Origin of the sequence: Candidatus Symbiopectobacterium endolongispinus (genome assembly GCF_018777385.1) — a bacterium.
Taxonomy (GTDB): Bacteria; Pseudomonadota; Gammaproteobacteria; order Enterobacterales; family Enterobacteriaceae; genus Symbiopectobacterium; species Symbiopectobacterium endolongispinus.
In genome coordinates, this window is record NZ_JAFJYB010000002.1 from 248,718 (window position 1) to 266,934 (window position 18,217).

The window sequence follows — 18,217 nt, forward strand, 5'->3', positions numbered from 1 at the left end:
TCAACCTTGTCATGCGTTGTCGTTATTTGTTTTCATCACCGTAGTGGTAATCACGGCTGGCAGCTTGCGCGCTGACCAGTCCGCTACGAACATCCTGGGCGATAGCGTGCGCAGAACGTTCGCGCGCGTCGCCCAAACCGGCGCCGCCCGGCGTTTCTACGACCAGATGTTCGCCCGGTGGGATCGCCTGTCGGCCTTTACCTTTCAGTAACGCGCCGGAGGCCAGACTCACTCTGCCCGGTGCGCCGTCCGCACCGCCTTCTGCGCCACGAGAGGGATAAACAATGCGATCCCACGCCGCGCCCAGTAACATCGGTGCCTGCTGCCCATGGGAAATTTCGATGACTTGCCCCAACCCTCCGCGCTGCCGGCCTGCGCCGCCGGAATCTGGTCGGTACTCTTTACGCCAGAACACCAGCGGACTCATGGTTTCCAGAATCTCTATGGAGATATTGCGCACGCCGCTGGGGAACGAGGTGGTGGAAAGCCCATCCAGCGTCGGGCGACCACCGGTGCCACCGGTGGAAAAGCTGGTGATGGTAAAGCGCTGTTCGTTGACCAACCGCTCATTGGAATAGCCCACAATCGGGTGGCCGCCCGACAGGCGGATGTTCCACAGTGATGGGGAGCCTTCGGCTGGCACCGCGCCGGGGCGCGCCTGACGCAGACAGCCAAACACAACATCCGGCAACAGCTGACCGATAATGTGGCGCGCGGCCACTGCCGCAGGGTAGGGGGCATTGACGATAGAACCCTCCGGTGCGCTCACGCGAATCACGCCTAACGATCCGGCATTGTTAGGGATATCGGCACCAATCAGGCAGCGAATGCCAAACGAGGTGTAGGCATCGGTGTAGGCTTTCACCACGTTAATGCCTTGCGGAACATAGGGATCGGTGCCGGTAAAATCGACCTCAATGTCGCCGTCGCGAATGTGTAACGTGGCGCGAATGCGGATCGGTGCATCATAACCATCCACCAGCAGTTCATTGCTCCAGCTTCCTTGCGGCCACTGACGCACCGCATCACGCATCGCCTGTTCGGAGTGCTGTAAAATATGCTCGCCCACTGGCACCAGCGAATCGAGGGCAAATTCATCCATCATGCGGTTGAGGAAGCGGGCACCGACGTCGTTACAGGCCACCAGCGCCAGCAAATCGCCTTCGACCTGCTCCGGTTCACGCACGTTGGCGCGAATAATATCCAGCACCACCTGATTGATCTGGCCGCCATCGATAAAGCGCAGCAGCTGCAAAAACAACCCTTCGTGATAGATCAACTGACTATCCGGTCCTGGGCCTAAGCCACCGATATCTGCGACGTGCAGCGTCGAGGCGAACAAACCAACCGCCTGTTCCTGACGAAATACCGGCGTCACCATCGTCATATCGTATAGATGGCCGGTGCCTTTCCAGGGATAGTTGGTTAAAAACACATCACCCGCATGCATCTGTTCCAACGGAAACGCGCGTAGGAAGTGTTTGACCGATTCCGCCATCGAATTGACGTGGCCCGGTGTGCCGGTAACCGCCTGCGCGATCATGCGCCCATCCGGTAAAAAGACCCCGGCGGACAAATCGCCGGCTTCTCGGGTTGAGGTGCCAAACGCGGTGCGGATCAGCGCTTGCGCCTGCTCCCCCACCACGGAAATCAGACGGTTCCACATCACCTGATACTGCAATGCTGTTACCGGTGCGGATGCGGCGGTTAGGTTACTCATGATGAAAATCCTCGCTGCCAAGCTCAAGAATCAGATGACCCTGCGGGCTAAGGTGGGCGGAAAAACCGCAGTACACCACGGTAGTGGTTTCCTCTTCCACCACCAGCGCCGGGCCGGATACGTATTGCTCCTGTGTTAACGCAGTACGCTCATGAAGCGGCGTGGCGGTGAAGCCGTTGTCCTCAATCTGATACACCTGACGCTGATGTGGTGATGAGGCGGCGGTATGCGTGTTGCTTGGCGTCCAGCGAGCGGTAGCCGAGGCAAGATCGTCATGAGTCGAGGCGGCAACCGACCAACTGATGGCCTCAACCGGCACATTGTCGAGACTGCGGCCATACAGCTCGCGATAGCACTGTGCGAAACGCGTTTGCAGTAGGTGGACGGTTTGCGCCTGCACGCTACCGTCCGGCAGCTCGATAGGGACTTCATGCCCTTGGCCGGCATAACGCAGATAGACAATGCGCTGTACCTGAATATCCCCCTGCGGCGCAGCCTGGCGCACGATGGTGGTCGCTTGTTCGGTTAATCCGGCCAGCAGCGCGTTAACCTCATCGTGGTTCACACCATCCAGCCGTTGATAGAAACTGCGTACCGCCTGATAGGCGATTGGGGCCCAGAGAAAGCCCAGTGCCGAGCCGACACCGGCAGAGCGAGGGATCACGACGCGGTTAATACTCAGCTTGCGAGCTAATCGTGCCGCCTGAAGCGGTGCGGCACCGCCAAAGGCGATAAGGGTATAGTGCTCAACGTGTTTGCCTTGTTCGCTGGCATGCACGCGTGCCGCATTAGCCATATTCTCTGCCACGATCTCTGCAACAGAGAGTGCCGCCAGATCGGCGGAGTAGCCCAGCGGTGCACCAATTTGTGCGGCGAGTGCCTGCTGTGCGGCTTCAATGTTTAAGGCCACTTTACCGCGGGCGAAGCGCGCTGGGTCCAGACGACCTAGTACCGCATTGGCATCGGTTACCGTGGCCTGCGTGCCGCCTAATCCATAGCTGACCGGCCCCGGTTCAGAACCGGCACTATCCGGCCCAACCTGAATGCGTTGCAAGGTATCCACGCGGGCGATCGATCCGCCGCCTGCGCCGATCCCCACCATTTCGATCACTGGAATGCGGCTCGGCAGTCCTGATCCTTTTGGGTAACGGTGCACGCGGCCAAATTCGAAGTTGCGGGAAATTTGCGGCGGATAATCATCGATAAAGCAGATTTCGCCGTGGTGCCGCCCATATCAAACGACAGCGCTCGGGTTTAACCCAATTCCGCAACCACGCGCTGGGCCAGAATAGCGCCACCCGCCGGGCCGGACTCCACCAGACGCACCGGCTGTTCAATGCCGGTTTGCAGCGTGGTGATTCCTCAGCCGGAAGTCATCAGAAACAGCGGAATGTGCAACCCACGCGCGGTCAATCGTTGCTCAAGACGTGACAGATAGCCTGCCACCAGTGGTTGCACGTAAGCGTTCGCGCAGGTCGTAGAGAGCCGTTCGTATTCACGGATTTACGGACATACCACGCTGGAAAGCGACACCGCGAGGTGAGGCAATTCTTGTTGCAGGAGCTCGGCAACGCGCTGTTCATGCTGTGGGTTGCGATAGCTGTGCAGCAGCACTACGGCAACGCTGTCGATATCTTCCTCGCGCAGCGTTTGCGCAATGCGCCTTACGTCGTCTTCATTGAGCGGCAGCAGCACGTCTCCCTGGGTGTTGATGCGTTCGGTGACGCCAAAGCGCCAATAGCGTGGCACCAGCGGAGCGGGTTTTTGCAGGAAAACATCGTACTGCGCGAAGCGGTCTTCGAGACCGATTTCGACCAGATCGCGAAACCCCTGGGTGGTGATCAATGCCGTGCGTGCCCCTTTGCGCTCTATCAGCGCATTGGTGGCAAGCGTGGTGCCGAGGATTAACAGGTCCACATCGTGCAGTGTCCGGCCTGCGAGCTTCAGGTTCTCTTCGATACCTTGCAGCACGCCTTGCTCCGGTTCAGTGGTGGTAGTCAGGGTTTTTGACGTGTAACGTTGTTCACCATCGAGCAATACCACATCGGTAAAGGTGCCACCGACATCAACGGCCAAACGTATTATGGGCTCTGGTTTATCTTGCGAGGAAAGCGGTAATTCAGACATAACGCGAACATGTTCCAATGCTGTTGCCAAACCATCACCGCGCCGCATGTCAAAACACGCAGCAAACGGCAATTCTCAGGGGAGATGACGAGATGGAAGCACTATCGGGCGATATAACGGACAAAACAATAAAGTATATTTGCTAACCATATGCAGAATAAGCAATAGGGTGCTACGGGGTTTGCCGCCCTCCACCGGTTATCCCGCGAGGAGCCTGTGAGGGGCAGCAATCAGGTTGGTAGGTGTTGAGAAACTACAACGATGCGCCACCGCACATCACCAACTGCTGGCCGGTGATGGCAGCCGCAGACGGAGAGAGCAGATAGCACACCAGATCGGCCACTTCCTGCGGCTGGATAAAACGCCCGATCGGGGGCAATTTTGGTGGTGAGCTCTGTCTGCCGGGTTGGTTTAGCATCGGGGTTTCCGTGGCTCCCGGCGCTACGATATTGACCGTGATACCGCGCGGTGCCAACTTTGCGGCCCAACTCCTAACCATACCGATCATGGCCGATTTGGTCGTGACATACTGGCTACGCCCTGCCGCACCGCTGGAAGTGCGGCTGCCTAACAGAATGATGTGTCCACCGCTCGGCAATTTATCGACCAGCCTATCGGCCAGCACTTCAGCAACCTGCACATGCAAACGCCACAGTTTTTCGCTGTCAGCCACGTTGAGTTGACCCAACGGGGCCGCTTTCATCATACCTGCGGCGTGAATCACGGCATCGACCTGGGTGATGTGCGCAAGATAACCTTGCAGCGCATCGAGGTTGGTAACGTTCAGCGCCTGATGGATAAATTGCGGATGCTTGAGCGCGCCGGGTTGACGCGACAGCCCCGTCACTTTCCATCCTTGATCCAATAGCGTTTGGGCAATGGCAGCACCAATACCGGAACTGGTGCCGGTAATCAGCGCATGTTTGCGTTCGCTGACAGCCATAAGGTGCTCCCCTGTATCAAGACTCGTCGGTGTTACAGCGGTGTAAAATAGCTGACGGGCACTTTAAACACCGCTTTTTTTACCGGTGCGGGAATATTGCCTATCGCGCACAGCGCCTGATGCGGCTCTCCGGGGTATAATGTGACGAAATCTCCGGCGCGCAAGTGGATCTGATGAGGCACCCGCGGGTTGTCTAAAATATAGAGATCCGGCTTACGTTCAGTCGCGGGTTGCCCAATCACGCTGTTCAGCCCATAACCGATGATCTCTTCCCCAGCCAGAATCAACTGAATATCCAGAAAGTTGTGGTGGAATTAGGTATGACGTTCTGCCTGCGGAGCGGTAGATACCGTGCCAATACTGTAAAACCAGTCTGCCTCTTCCGGTTGATATTTCCCTTCCGGCTTGGCGTTCAGTTCATCCAGCGTCATGCCGGGTGAGGAGAGAATCGCTAACAGCGGCGCGGGCAGCGTCGCCAACGGCAGATGCTGCAAATTGCCTGCAATCATGGTATAGCTCCTGATAAAAAGAGACACCGCGTTTGCGGTGTCTCTCGATGTATCAACCTTTTACCCATGCCTCATCGACACATACGTACTTGATGGCCTGACGGAAATAGGTGAAGGCCACATGCAATTTCCCTTCCGGCCCCTGCTTGATGCTGGGATAGGAGAACTCTCAGTTCAGCTTCTGCTGCGAGTTGTTGGTCATACAATAGCCGTCACCCACTTCGATGTTACGCTGCCACGGCCAGGTCTTGCCGCCATCTTCCGAAATGGCCAGCGTCATAGGGGCGCGCGGTGCACCCCAGAAGGCGCTGCGCCCTTCGGTGATTTCCAGCATCTTGGCGTCATTGCCGCCGTCTTCATCTTCGATTTCGTCATACAACGACACGCGGCGCTCGGTGGCATCGGTGGCGCTCATGTGGTTGAACACCAGCGCCAGATGGCCGTTTTGCAGCGTCGTCACCTGAATGGAGGAGTTATTGTTCGGCAATGTGGTGGGCATGGGCACCGACCAGGTTTTACCGCCATCCGTAGAGTGGCTACGATAGATAAAGTCAGCCCAGCGGCTGCGGAACAGCGCTAGCAGTGAACCATCTGCCAGCGGCGTGATGTTCATGTGAACGCAGCCCGTGCTGTTCGGCACTGAGTATTCCTGCCAGGTTTTACCCTGGTCGCTGGAGATTTTTACTGCGCTGTCATCGTTGTTACCCACCCATTTCTCACCGTGCGCTACGCGGCAATAGAACACTGGCAGCAGCCAGTCGCCGTTAGGCAGTACGGTGATCGGCTGGCGGATAAAGGTGCCCGGCTGATCCAACAACGTACCGATTTCCCCCCAGGTATAGCCCAGGTCGGTGGACTGGCGATAACGCACAATGGCGGTGTCCTGATTACCGGATTTCTGCGCGGTATACAGCAGCCACAGCACGCCGTCTGGTGCCAGAAACAGCACCTGGTTCTGCTCGGAACGCGTGGCGTCTTCCGATAACTTAACCGCTTGTGACCACTGCGCGCTGCCGTTAGCCAGACGCACATCACATCGCCATTCGGCAAATGCAGCAGGTTGGCCGCGTGGTTTTGAGGGCAGACGGAAGGCAGATAGGCATCAATGCGCTGCGCATCCCCTTCGGTCTGATGAATCACGCCGGTACGCTCTACGGTGATGGTTTCAGTCGTCATGACGAATTAGGCTCCTGTTTGAGTAACGGATGTTTTCTTTTCTGGCCGTGGTGCGTTCTTGTTCGGAATCAGACGATCCAGGCACATCACGATGGCTGGGGTTGCCAGTGCAACATACATGTTATCGATGCCGAACGGGTTACCAATCACATACCATACCGATGTCACCACGCAGGCAGCAATCAGGCTGGCATTGGCACCGCGAGCGCTGTTAAAGAACGGCAGGTAGAAGGCAATCATGGCAACCACAGAGATGGATAGACGAATCGCACGGGTAAAGAACGACAGCTTCAGCACTTCAGGCACCAGCAGCACGAAGACCAGCGGCAGGAAACCGATGATGAGCGAGAATACGCGCGTCATCTTCATCTCTTTTTCAGGCGTCGGGTTGTAGTACGGTACGTAGAAGTCTTTTACGATCAGAGATGCAATCGCCAGTGCCACGGTACTCACGCTGATAAAGATGGACGCCACCAGCGAGGTAGTAACCAGACCAGCCACGGGTTCATGTCTTGCAGGAACACCGGCAGTGCATACAGGCTCTTGATTTCCGGGTGAACAAACTTCGCGGTCACACCTATCACGGCGATAGCCAGTGCAATCGGCATACAGAACAGTAAGGCAATCCAAGTAGCGCGTTTGGCGGATGCCGCATCTTTGGTCGCGGAAATCGCCTGAATCACGAACTGGGTACAGAAAATCGAGCCGATAGTACCGATTAACCAAGCGAAGATAGTACTCGCGCCGATGTTGCCATCCCAGGTCCAGTAGAACTCAGGCATCTGCTGAACCATCGGGGTAATACCGCCGGTCATTTTCAGGGCCACGTACAGGATGATCATCACACCGATGTACTTCACGCCGCTGTGGATCAGGGTGACATACGCCACGCCTTTCAACCCACCTAAGTAGAAGTAGAAAGTACTGACGATCGCCGTGATCAAAGCTGCCACTGGCAGAGATATTTTCAGTACGGTGGAGATAGCCGCCGCACCGCTGACGTAGTTACCCACGTTTACCAGCAGCAGGGCATAGATCATGATGATCGAAATGATGTTTTTGGTGGAAGTACCGTACCTCTCGGCGATCGCACCGGAAATGGTGACTTTACCGGTGTTGTAGATCTTCTTCACCAGGATCATTCCGAACAGCAGGAAGCCGATAGCGGCACCGATCACGGACCAGGAAGCGGCGATGCCACTTTCAAATGCGGCCTGCGCCGTACCAACCGTGGATTTTGCGCCGATAAACTCGGTCATCAGCAAAATACCGACGATAAACGCGGGCAGCGCGCGCGAGCCTCCCATAAATTCGGAGCTGGGTTTACTGCGTAATTTCAGCGTCAGCCAGGAGGTGAACGCGATATAGAACACTATCATCCCGATGATGATGAGGGTATCTGTCAGATCAAAATGGTTCATATCTTTCGACCTATCGTTGTCGTTGTTGTCGCAGGGTGGTTGTTATCAAACAGGGTAATAAACGTTGTTATGCAAATGCGCTGACGATACGACGGATAGCCGCTTCATCCTGTTCGGAGAACTTGATGGGGTAACGACTTACGCCACCGCACGGTAGTGGGCGATCAGTTCTTCTTGTTTCAGCGGAATAAAATAGGGAGTAATAACCGAAACCGCATCGACACTTAGCGCGGCGATACGCTTGCCGAACTTGATGGTTTCACGCGTAGAGATTTCACCGATATGGCCTACCACCGGTACCTTACCTGCCACTTCATCCACGCAGGTTTCGGTCACCGCGACTTTTTCATCGGTGTGTAGTACGAAGAATTCACCGTTGGTACCGTTGCAGAAGATACCGTTGCCATACTGCATCTGACGCTGAATTTGTGCGCGCAATGCTGTTGGATTGAATTCACCCTGACCGTCAAAGGGCGTGACGATTGCGGTCAACACGCCGGTAATACGTTTGCTCATTGTTTTTCCTCGTTACTGCGTAATCAAAAAAGAACACCAAGTCTGTGAATCAGAACAGCGTCAGATAAATATCGCGCACGTCGTCCGCCTTCACCGTGGCGGGCACGTTTTTCATAAGACGCTGAACCTGCAAAGCCCCTTCGACCAGATCGGGCAAATGCGTTTTTTCGATACCTAATTGTTGCAGTGAGCTGGGCAGCGCCAGGCGCTGTACCAGATCGGTGAAATAGGTGACCAGCGCGTGAGATTTCTCTGTGACGGAGAGCGACAGGTTGGCGTCGGGCAGCAGGTCATAGACCTGTGCGAATTTCTCTTCCGCCGCTGGGCGCACAAAGCGCATGCAAGGGGCCAGCAAAATGGCATTCGCCACGCCGTGTGGAATGTGATACTTGCCGCCGAACGGGTAAGACATGGCGTGCACTAGATGTGTGCCCGCGTGGGCAATCGCGGCACCGCCGTAGTAGGAAGCCCACAGCATGTTCAGTCGCGCTTCCAGATTCTCGGGTTCACGGATGGACAGTTCGATATTGGCAAACAGCTTTTTCAAACCGATCAGCGCGTAGTTATCGCCCACTGGGTTGGCGATAGTCGCGGTGAAGCATTCGATCAGGTGGCACAGCGCATCGATACCGGTGGACGCCGCAATGTGAGACGGCATGCTGGTGGTCAGTTCCGGCACCAGGGCGACATAGTCCGGCAGCATTACCGGTGTGATGATACCCACCTTGGTGGCTTTCTCTGGGATCGCCAGAATGGCGTTTGGCGTGGCTTCGGAGCCAGTGCCCGCCGTCGTTGGGATCAATAAGGAGGCGTTGCGGTGCGTCGGTTTTTCACCAGCCAGCAAGGTGTCAAGAGAGACTGCGTTATCGCCGACACACAGCAGGACAGCAGCTTGGCCACGTCCAATACGCTGCCGCCGCCTACGCCAATCACTAGCTCAGTGCGAGCATTGGGCAGCGCTTCCAGAATATGAGCGACATCGTGCTGGCTCGGATCCGGCGGCAAGGGTGATAGCTGGCACACACGCTTTGACCTGGTTGAGCAGGGCCTGTACGCCGGGCTGCTGCACGATATTGCGGTCAGTCACGAACAGAACGTGCTGGCGTGAGGTTAGCAGGTAGCGGATATCGTTAATGGCATGGCTGCCGCTGATGATAGTGCTATTGATGTTCATGGCGTTCCTTTACAGTGTTCACGCAGTGAAAGTTATTTTTATCAATCAATACGTGCTTAAAGATCGTTTATTGACGTAATGACGTCATTTTTTAGCGTAATTTATAGGCTGGATTGCTTTTAAATAATTTGATGTTGCTCGAATATAATTAAATATGATTCAATATAATCATTGTCAGGTAATCGACACACCATCGTCGTTATGCCATTATCGATAAATAAGGGGTGGGTATGCCACAGCGGCAAGATGTCAGCCTGGAATTTACAGCTCACCAGGTGTTGGTCGTCGCGGATGATTTCACCGGCGCTAACGATGCCGGGGTTGGACTGGCTCTTCAGCAGGCACAGGTCAATGTGATTCTGGAGTTGGACGCATTGAAGACGGGAACCTTGCATGAGGTGACGGTCATCAATACCGACAGCCGGGCGCAGGACGCGCAAGACGCTGTGGTGCACGCCGTAACCCGCTGGCGCGAAGCTGGCGGCAGTGGATGGGTATTCAAGAAGATTGACTCCACGCTGTGCGGCAACCTTGGCGCAGAGATCGCGGCGACCTTGACGGCCAGCGGCGCTGAAATGGCGTTGATTGCCCACGCTGTTACTGCGCTTGGGCGTATCACGCGTGAGGGGAAAGTGTGGGTCAATGGGATATTGCTGACCGAAACCGAATTTGTCAGCGATCCGAAAACGCCGGTACGCCGGTACGCCGGTACGCAGTGCGGAGATTGCCGAACGTATCGCTGAGCAAAGTGCATTGATCACGGCCACATTAAGTGTGAGTGAAAATAATCATTTTGCTCTCGCCGCGAAGCTGCTGCATTTGCGCGAGGCCGGTATCAAAGGCGTGATTATTGACGCTGAGACGCCACAGACGTTGGCTCTGATCGTAGCGGCAGCGCAGACGCTGCCGGTGAAACCGCTGTTGGTTGGTGCAGCTGGCCTCAGTGATGCGCTGGCTCAGGCCCTGCGTTTCACGCCGCCGCCACGTCCCGCGTTGCTGGCTGGCCGACATTGTCTGATTCGTACCTGCCGCGATGAGCAACAGCGCCACGAGATTGCGCAGCTATGCCAACAGCACGGCCTCAGTCGCCAGCAATTGGGCGAACGGATCAGTGATTTTCTGGGAGAAATGGCCCGTTGCACGGTGACGTTGTGCCGTCCAGCAGGGCTCTATCTCTCCGGTGGCGACGTGGCGATTGCCGTGGCCGCTGCGCTCGGTGCTACCGGGTTTCATATCAAAGGACAGCTTGCGTCCTGTGTACCTTGGGGACGCTTCATCGACAGCATCGTCGGCGATATCCCTGTCATGACTAAAGCAGGCGGCTTCGGTGATGAAGCCACCTTGCATCACGTTTTACGTTTTATTGAGGAGAGAGTGAGTGAGTAAAATTATTGCAATAACCATGGGTGACCCGGCGGGTATCGGTCCAGAGATTATTATTAAATCTCTGGCAGAAGGGGAATTGTCTGGCGCATCTGCCGTGGTAGTGGGTTGCGTGCAAACGCTGCGTCGTATCCTCGCGCTGAACATTGTGCCGCAGGTTGAGCTGAATGTGATTGATGAACCGGCTCAGGCGCGCTTTGCCCCCGGCATTATTAATATCATTGATGAGCCGCTGGCCGACCCACAAGCGCTCATCCCGGGCGTGGTGCAGGCCCAGGCAGGGGATCTGGCCTACCGCTGCATTAAAAAGGCCACTGCGTTGGCGATGGCGGGGGAGGTTCAGGCGATTGCGACGGCGCCGTTGAACAAGGAAGCTATGCACTCTGCGGGGCACATCTACCCTGGGCATACCGAACAGCTGGCGAAGCTGACCAACAGCCGGGATTACGCCATGGTGCTGTATACCGAAAAACTAAAAGTCATTCATGTGACAACGCACATTGCATTGCGCAAATTCCTGGATACCCTAAACCGCGACCGTGTAGAAACCGTAATCGGTATGGCGGATACCTTCCTGAAACGTGTGGGCTACACCAAACCGCGTATCGCTGTCGCTGGGGTTAACCCGCATGCAGGCGAGAACGGCTTGTTCGGCGATGAAGAAATCACCATTGTCGGCCCTTCCGTTGAAGCGATGAAGGCGAAAGGATTGGAGGTCTACGGTCCTTGTGCGCCGGATACCGTCTATCTGCAAGCCTATGAAGGGCAATATGACATGGTGGTGGCGATGTATCACGATCAAGGCCATATTCCGCTCAAGCTGCTGGGCTTTTATGATGGGGTGAATTTAACCGCAGGCTTACCGTTTATTCGCACCTCGGCCGATCACGGTACGGCATTTGATATCGCCTGGACAGGTAAAGCGAAGTCTGAGAGCATGACTATCTCGATTCAACTCGCCATGCAGCTTGCCTGACAGGGGAGGGGATTCAACTCATGGATATCGTTGTGGGGCAAACAGTGAGTGATGCTTTCCGCATTAGCGGAGATAGAGTAAAAGGGCAGAGCCGTCTCGATCAGATTATGGATTATTTAAAAAGCCATAATCTGGTGACGGTAGACGAACTGGTTGCCGTGATCGACGCCTCGCCGGCGACGATCCGCCGCGATCTCATTAAGCTTGATGAACAGGGCGTGATCAGCCGCAGCCATGGCGGCGTCACGCTCAACCGTTTTATTCCCTCGCAGCCAACCACCAATGAGAAGCTGCATCGTAATATGGCAGAGAAGCAGGCGATTGCCCGCTACGCGGCGTCACTGGTGCAACCGGGCGATGCCGTGGTGCTGGATGCGGGCACCACCATGCTCGAACTGGCGCGTAACCTGACTCACCTGCCGCTGCGTGTGATTACGGCGGATTTGCAGATTGTGCTGTTCTTGTCGGAATTTAAACAGATCGAAGTGACCATTATCGGTGGCCGCATTGATGACAGCAGCCAGTCTTGCATTGGCGAGCATGGTCGCCGCCTGTTGCGCAGCATTTACCCGGATATTGCCTTTATCAGTTGCAACTCATGGAGTATGGAAAAAGGCATCACCACGCCAACCGAAGAGAAAGCCGGGGTGAAACAGGATCTTGGCATGAATGCCAGCCGCCGCGTGCTGCTGGCCGACAGCAGCAAGTACGGCGCCTATTCGCTGTTTTGCGTTACGCCGCTCACGGCACTGACTGACATCGTTACCGACAGCGCGCTGGCACCGGAGACGCAGCAACTGCTGCACGCGCAGCCGGTGCAACTGCATTTGGTGTAACGTCTTGTGCCGCTTTGCATCACGCGGCTCAGGTTATGATTCAATGGGCGGGCAGCGGTAATGTTCAGGTTCGACAAACTGATCAATGTTCGCCGGTCGGCCAAAATACCACCCTTGCACAATCGCATTCGGGCAGTGTCGCGCCACATAAGCGGCCTGTTCCTGCGTTTCCACCCCTTCCACCACGATGCTGGCATCCAGTTTTTGTACCAAAGAGAACAGCACATCGGTGAAGGCGGCGTTAACGGAATCTGTGCCGATCGCACCCACAAAAATCTTATCTATCTTCACCAGATTGAATGAGAAACGGCTCTGGTAATCCAGGTTTGAATAGCCGGTACCAAAATCATCCAGCGCGATTTTATGCCATTGCTGCTGCAACGATTGCAGTGCAACCTCCAGCGCTTGCGGTGATGCGGTAGAACGTTCTGTCAGTTCTAAAATCACACGCTCGCGCATCACCCCGTTGCGCTCGCACTCACGCTGCAAAAAGCGGTGGTAGTCGGGGGGAGATGATGTCGCTAACCGCAAGGTTGATGCTGAGCGTAAAAGACGATGGCTGCGTCAGATAAGGTCGCATGTCCCGAATTGCACAGCGGGTGATGGCTCGGGTTAACTCATCGATCATGCCGTTTTCTTCGGCGACGCGCACGAACACTTCTGGCGAAATTTCCTCACCCGCGCCATTGCGCCAGCGCGCCAAGGCTTCAACGCCAATCAGCGAGCGCGTGGTAAGGCTGACCAGTGGCTGGTAGTGGGCGCGCAGCTAATCGTTCTTCAGTGCCCGCTCCAGTTGGCAGGGCAGGGAGCGCCGCTTTTCACGGTAAAGCGAGTAACACAGCGTGAAACTGCCGCCTAATGCTGCCCCCATCAGAATGATGCCCGCTATCACATACCACGGGCGATATATCACACCCGCATCCTCAAACTGCGCCAGCACACAGATATCAAAGCTGTTTGAGCAGGTGAAAAAATGGCGTGTACCCATGGTGAGCCAGCCGTTTTTTAATCTGCTTAAGTCTTCTTTATGGGGGAGTGTCAGGGAACCGAAGGTTTGGTAGGGATGGTCGAGATTCTTATTGATTAAGGTGGCGCTGTATCCCTGTGGAGGTTGTGAATAGCGGCGAAAAGCAGCCGAAGCGGTGATCGTCGCTACGCCTCCGTTGCTGGCGATATCGGCGGTGATCCTGGGGTCAACCAGCCTTTCCATGGCGGTCCACAGCTGTGTGCCTGTAGATGTCGTCAGATCGGGCGGCAACAGCGGGATGGGGGGATTCAGTCTTCCCCATCCCGCAGAGCAGATCAGACGATCGTTTTCGATGCGCCCTACGTCGCGCAGATTAAGCGCGTAAAAGGATAGCAGGCGTAGTTCGCGCAGGTTGGCATCGGAACAGGGTACATTCCCCAATAACAGTATGCGCTGCATGGTGTCCCGACTTTCTTGCGCGACGGCGACCCCTTGCGCTAACACCTCTTGCGTGTAGCTCACCAAACGCTTTTGTTCTGACTGTGCAATAAAGGATTGACCAATGAACAGCGCCAATACCGCGCTGAGCAGCATGAAAATGATTAATCTGAACCATAATCCGGCATTGTTGGAGGATAGCATCGTTATTATCCAATCAGTGGTGATGAACATAACTCGGCATGTGGATTCAGATATCGCATCCTTGCCAATCTGGTGAAGTTATCGACCATGTCTACCGTGGCTTGAGAAAAGGTGTTTCAGTTTGCCGCATGATGCAATGTTTAACCTGTATGTGTTGAACCGGTTGCAAGATAACGCAGTGGGTGGTTGTTATAAGCCACTGAATACCGTCTCTGTAACCTGCCATGCTATCGACGTTGCTGAGAATGATAATTATAAATGCCGATTATCAATCAGGGTAATTTTTTAATTAATATAACTTACTTGAAGTGTTAGTTTTTTTATACAGATATCCAGGGTCTTCCCCTATCATGGTGGGAGACTCATAACCCCATGTTTAACCTGCCGTAATGGAACATCACTGCCACCTTAAAGCGTTCTTTGTTCCGGTATCCTCTGGACTTGATCCGCAGCAGCCTTATCTTGCTGTTTAGTGACTCTGCATTACCGTTTGATACCCTGTGTTTCATGGCATTCAGGATCCCGTACAGTCGTTTACGTAACGTCCGGGCGGCGCTGCTTAGTAGCGGGACACCAACGTCTTTTGCCATCCCTATCCATTCCAGCCACAGACGCCTGCTGTGTTCGTCATACCGGCGGTTCCAGAGTTCCCGGGCCAGCGCCTTCATTGCCCAGCAACGGCTGGTATCAGGCAGAACCATCTGCGCTGCTTCCAGTCTTTCTGCTATTCGACCATGACGTTTATGGCGACCGTACAACCACAGATAACGGGAACGATGTGCACTTTTTCGTGCCGGTAACGGGATGGTTTTCATCTCCAACTGTCGTGTTTTATCTACGACGGCACAGAGCATTTTCGCTACATGGAAGTGGTCGAACGCGATCTTCTCCACCGCGTTAGGCAGATGGAGCCGCGCTGCGCTTATATAGGATAGATTCATGTCCATCGACAGGGTTTTAATGGATTCAATCTGGCGGTCACCCAGACTCCGGAGATAGCCAGCAAGACTTTCAACTCCGCGATCATCTTTGAGTTCCAATGCCTGTCCTTGGGTATCAGAGATAACGGTGACGTACTGATGCCCCTTTTTGAAAGCGACCTCATCAACACAGAGATGACGTGCGGCCTGAGGTGTTTTTCGACGGGCCAGTCCACGCTTAACCGCCCGTTGCATAATATTATCGACAGCATTCCAGCTCAGCCTCAGCTGTTTCCTGACGGCATCCACGGTGCTGATTTTCAGCCATGAGATAACGAACGACTCGAACAACAGCGTATACCGGCTACCGGGGCCGGCCCATGGAACAGACAGCGTCTGGTAGCCATGCTCCGGGCACATAATACGGGGTACATCAGCTTCGACTATTGTCGCGAACTGACAGGTATCGAGATGGCGCCATTTACGATGTCGGTGATCGTGAATAGGACAAGATTTCCCGCAGGTTGGACAGGTTAACTGATCGCTGTCCCAGCGTACCGGGCGGCTGACGTGCAGTAACAGGCGCGGTACGTACAACATGGCGCTGGAGATCTTGTCGGAGATGACTTCCGTTGGATGTAAGTGGCCGGCATCAAGGCATAGCGCGGTGCCGCGACTGGTGGCGTAGCCAAGATAGAATTCATTGGAGCCCACGGTGAAGCTCTCTGCACCGATGCCGAACAGCTTACTTTCAACCGCATCAATGTGGTGCTGTGCATCCAGGGGCTCGGCAATCACTTCATCCAACGCGTTTAGCAGTCGCTGGCGAAATGCCAGACGATCGATGGTGAGATCTTTCATGCCGTCCGGCACCCAGATGTTCATCACGGAAGGTGTGCACAATTCGCGGCCAAAATAGGCTGAGATGCGGCGACTGGCCTGACAGTGTTCAATCCAGAAACGGCGCACGCTCTCATCAGGGTGGGAGAGCGTGAAGCCGTCGCTGCTGAGCGGGTGCGAGAAACAGGTGGGGTTAAAGTCCAACCCCAAATGCTGTTCTTTGGCCCAGGCCACCCAGCGGCTAAAGTGTTTCGGTTCGATGGCGTTACGTGCGACAGGTTCATCGGATTCCAGGTAAATCGCATGCAGATTCAGACGCTTCGGCCCCGGAATCAGGCGGAAAGCCTGCTCAAGGTCGGCGCGAAGTTCATCGGCGGTGCGCGCTTTGCCCGGATGGTTGCCGGTCGCGGCAATACCACCAGTGAGTGCGCCTCCGGACTGCTCGAAGCCCACCACATCGTCCCCCTGCCAGCAATGCATGGAGACGGGGATGTTATCCAGTTGTTTCAGGGCAGCCTCGACATCAACGTTGAGCGCGGCATAGCGCGCCTTGGCCAACTGCCAGGCCGATTCAATGGCGGTATTCATACGGTAAGCTCCTCAGTGGCGTGGCACAGCGCCTCAAAACGGCGCCAGTGTCCGGCAAAATCATCAATAGGACGGGGGATATAACGTTGTAATGGAAAGCTTTCCGCCAGTTGCTGGCGAAAAGCGGTGAGATCGGCGACGGCGTCAAGCGCCATCAACTGACAGCCGATATTGCCGAGCGTTGAGGCTTCCCCCGGGCCTGCCAATACCGGTAGCTGGCAAGCATCGGCGCAGAGTTGGTTGAGAAATGCGTTCTGACACCCGCCGCCCACAATGTGCAACTGGCGTAGCGGTGTGCCACGCAGTTCTCCCAACTCCAGCATGACGCGGCGGTACAGCAGCGCCAGACTGTCAAAGATGCAGCGGGCGAACTCGGCTTGGGTAACGGGCTCACTCTGCTGGTGCTCACGGCAGAAAGCGCGAATGGCCTCACACATCGACGGCGGATTGATAAAACGATCGTCGTTCGGGTTGATTAAACGCCTGAACGGCGGCAGTGTGCTGGCATCGCGAATCAATGCGGGCAAATCGGCAATGTTCATCTCCAGCACCACGCGTTGTAGTAACCACATGCCCATGATGTTTTTCAGGACGCGGTAGATGCCGTTAATGCCACCTTAGTTGGTGACATTCGCCGCCAGCGCACACGTATCGTGGTAGGGTACATCGCTTTCAATACCCATCAGCGACCAGGTGCCGGAGCTCAGGCAGGCGCTGTCGCCTTCAGTCAACGGCGCGGCCACTACGGCGCGGCCAGTGTCATGTGTGGCGACGGTAATCACCGGTATGGCATCACCTGCCGAGGAGGTCCATGCACCGAGCGTTTTTCCGGGTTGTGCTGGGGTACTGAACCACCTGGCGGGGCAGATCGAGCCATGCCAGCAGCGACGCATCCCAGTTTTTGGTGTGCAAATTGAGTAACTGTGTGGTGCTGGCGTTGGTGTATTCACAGCCGAGGCTACCGGTGAGACGATAGTGGAGATAGTCCGGGATCATCAGAAAATGGGCAATGCTGTCGATGTCGCCGGGGTTGGCGCTGAGCCAGGCTTTCAACTGATACAGGGTATTGAACGGCAGAAAATGAATGCCCGTCAGATGATAGATATGCTCAGCACCCAGCTCTGTAATGGCTTGTGCCATCACGTCATCGGTGCGGTGATCGCGGTAGGCATAGGGCAGATCAACGCGCTCGCCTGCGGCATCCAGTAGCACATAATCCACGCCCCAGCTATCGATACCGATGCTATCAGGGCGGATGCCTCTGTCGGTGATGCGATGCAGGCCGGTGAGGATTTCCTGTTCAAGCGCATCCAGATCCCACAGATGGTGCCCGTCCTGTTCTACCAGGCGGTTGGTAAACCGATGGATCTCTTTGAGCGCCAGTTGCCTGTTCTCGACTTGCCATGTTGCCAGCATGAACCGGCCACTGGAGGCGCCTAAATCCACTGCGACAATATTTTTCACCGCCATTGCCGTTCC

Annotated in this window: 11 protein-coding genes and 8 pseudogenes; 4 read left to right on the forward strand and 15 right to left on the reverse strand. The window is 55.5% G+C overall.

Features of this window, described 5'->3' with window-relative positions:
- Nucleotides 1–22 precede the first annotated feature (22 nt).
- The 9 genes and pseudogenes from JZM30_RS07815 to JZM30_RS07860 form a co-directional block, all read right to left on the reverse strand.
- On the reverse strand, nucleotides 23–1,720 hold the full coding sequence (locus JZM30_RS07815) for a hydantoinase B/oxoprolinase family protein (RefSeq protein ID WP_252318265.1): 1,698 nt from the start codon (nucleotides 1,718–1,720) through the stop codon (nucleotides 23–25).
- Complete coding sequence (locus JZM30_RS07820; protein WP_368858837.1) at nucleotides 1,713–2,831, reverse strand: hydantoinase/oxoprolinase family protein; 1,119 nt, start codon at nucleotides 2,829–2,831, stop codon at nucleotides 1,713–1,715. Before JZM30_RS07820 ends, JZM30_RS07815 begins: the two co-directional genes overlap by 8 nt.
- Before the next feature lie 392 nt (nucleotides 2,832–3,223).
- Entirely contained in the window at nucleotides 3,224–3,877 is a 654-nt protein-coding gene (locus JZM30_RS07830) for a hydantoinase/oxoprolinase N-terminal domain-containing protein (RefSeq protein ID WP_252318267.1), read from the reverse strand.
- A 223-nt stretch (nucleotides 3,878–4,100) separates the two neighbouring features.
- Entirely contained in the window at nucleotides 4,101–4,790 is a 690-nt protein-coding gene (locus JZM30_RS07835; RefSeq protein ID WP_252318268.1) for an SDR family NAD(P)-dependent oxidoreductase, read from the reverse strand.
- 32 nt (nucleotides 4,791–4,822) lie between these two features.
- Nucleotides 4,823–5,299, reverse strand: a pseudogene (locus tag JZM30_RS07840) (NanQ anomerase/TabA/YiaL family protein).
- A 52-nt stretch (nucleotides 5,300–5,351) separates the two neighbouring features.
- Nucleotides 5,352–6,475: pseudogene (locus JZM30_RS07845) on the reverse strand (sialidase family protein).
- 6 nt (nucleotides 6,476–6,481) lie between these two features.
- Nucleotides 6,482–7,896, reverse strand: a pseudogene (locus tag JZM30_RS07850) (sodium:solute symporter family protein).
- A gap of 141 nt (nucleotides 7,897–8,037) precedes the next feature.
- Nucleotides 8,038–8,412 (reverse strand): annotated as a pseudogene (locus tag JZM30_RS07855) (dihydrodipicolinate synthase family protein); the annotation flags it as partial.
- Between the two features lie 49 nt (nucleotides 8,413–8,461).
- Nucleotides 8,462–9,586 (reverse strand): annotated as a pseudogene (locus JZM30_RS07860) (iron-containing alcohol dehydrogenase).
- Nucleotides 9,587–9,816: 230 nt separating this feature from the next.
- Here JZM30_RS07860 and JZM30_RS24660 point away from each other — a divergent pair.
- The 4 genes from JZM30_RS24660 to JZM30_RS07875 are packed head-to-tail and all read left to right on the forward strand — an operon-like array spanning nucleotide 9,817 to nucleotide 12,781.
- Nucleotides 9,817–10,329 (forward strand): four-carbon acid sugar kinase family protein, encoded by a 513-nt coding sequence (locus JZM30_RS24660; protein WP_438801479.1) that lies wholly within the window; start codon nucleotides 9,817–9,819, stop codon nucleotides 10,327–10,329.
- Nucleotides 10,256–10,972: a nucleotide-binding domain containing protein gene (locus JZM30_RS24665; RefSeq protein ID WP_438801480.1), complete on the forward strand. Its 717-nt coding sequence runs from the start codon at nucleotides 10,256–10,258 to the stop codon at nucleotides 10,970–10,972. Before JZM30_RS24660 ends, JZM30_RS24665 begins: the two co-directional genes overlap by 74 nt.
- Nucleotides 10,965–11,945 carry a D-threonate 4-phosphate dehydrogenase gene (locus tag JZM30_RS07870; RefSeq protein ID WP_252318269.1) on the forward strand — a complete coding sequence of 327 codons (981 nt, stop codon included), beginning with the start codon at nucleotides 10,965–10,967 and terminating at the stop codon, nucleotides 11,943–11,945. Before JZM30_RS24665 ends, JZM30_RS07870 begins: the two co-directional genes overlap by 8 nt.
- Nucleotides 11,946–11,965: 20 nt before the next feature.
- On the forward strand, nucleotides 11,966–12,781 hold the full coding sequence (locus JZM30_RS07875; RefSeq protein ID WP_252318270.1) for a DeoR/GlpR family DNA-binding transcription regulator: 816 nt from the start codon (nucleotides 11,966–11,968) through the stop codon (nucleotides 12,779–12,781).
- Between the two features lie 33 nt (nucleotides 12,782–12,814).
- On the opposite strand, the gene JZM30_RS07880 is transcribed toward JZM30_RS07875, so the two are convergent.
- The 6 genes and pseudogenes from JZM30_RS07880 to rhaB all read right to left on the reverse strand — a co-directional run bounded on the left by JZM30_RS07880 (nucleotide 12,815) and on the right by rhaB (nucleotide 18,208).
- Nucleotides 12,815–13,312, reverse strand: coding sequence for an EAL domain-containing protein (locus tag JZM30_RS07880; protein WP_252318271.1), 498 nt, complete (start codon nucleotides 13,310–13,312; stop codon nucleotides 12,815–12,817).
- Nucleotides 13,260–13,484 carry an EAL domain-containing protein gene (locus tag JZM30_RS07885; protein ID WP_252318272.1) on the reverse strand — a complete coding sequence of 75 codons (225 nt, stop codon included), beginning with the start codon at nucleotides 13,482–13,484 and terminating at the stop codon, nucleotides 13,260–13,262. Before JZM30_RS07885 ends, JZM30_RS07880 begins: the two co-directional genes overlap by 53 nt.
- A 63-nt stretch (nucleotides 13,485–13,547) precedes the next feature.
- Nucleotides 13,548–14,390, reverse strand: a complete 843-nt coding sequence (locus JZM30_RS07890; RefSeq protein ID WP_252318273.1) for a CSS-motif domain-containing protein — start codon at nucleotides 14,388–14,390, stop codon at nucleotides 13,548–13,550.
- Nucleotides 14,391–14,752: 362 nt separating this feature from the next.
- Nucleotides 14,753–15,850 (reverse strand): annotated as a pseudogene (locus JZM30_RS24670) (ISL3 family transposase); the annotation flags it as partial.
- Nucleotides 15,845–16,738: pseudogene (locus tag JZM30_RS24675) on the reverse strand (L-rhamnose isomerase); the annotation flags it as partial. The pseudogenes JZM30_RS24675 and JZM30_RS24670, both read right to left, overlap by 6 nt.
- Nucleotides 16,735–18,208: pseudogene (gene rhaB, locus JZM30_RS07905) on the reverse strand (rhamnulokinase). The pseudogenes rhaB and JZM30_RS24675, both read right to left, overlap by 4 nt.
- Between the last annotated feature and the right edge of the window lie 9 nt (nucleotides 18,209–18,217).

Bases quoted from the DNA above. Each gene is read 5' to 3' on its own strand.
- JZM30_RS07815 (WP_252318265.1), bottom strand. From the start codon at position 1,720: ATGAGTAACCTAACCGCCGCATCCGCACCGGTAACAGCATTGCAGTAT.
- JZM30_RS07835 (WP_252318268.1), bottom strand. From the start codon at position 4,790: ATGGCTGTCAGCGAACGCAAACATGCGCTGATTACCGGCACCAGTTCC.
- JZM30_RS24660 (WP_438801479.1), top strand. From the start codon at position 9,817: ATGCCACAGCGGCAAGATGTCAGCCTGGAATTTACAGCTCACCAGGTG.
- JZM30_RS07875 (WP_252318270.1), top strand. From the start codon at position 11,966: ATGGATATCGTTGTGGGGCAAACAGTGAGTGATGCTTTCCGCATTAGC.
- JZM30_RS07890 (WP_252318273.1), bottom strand. From the start codon at position 14,390: ATGCTATCCTCCAACAATGCCGGATTATGGTTCAGATTAATCATTTTC.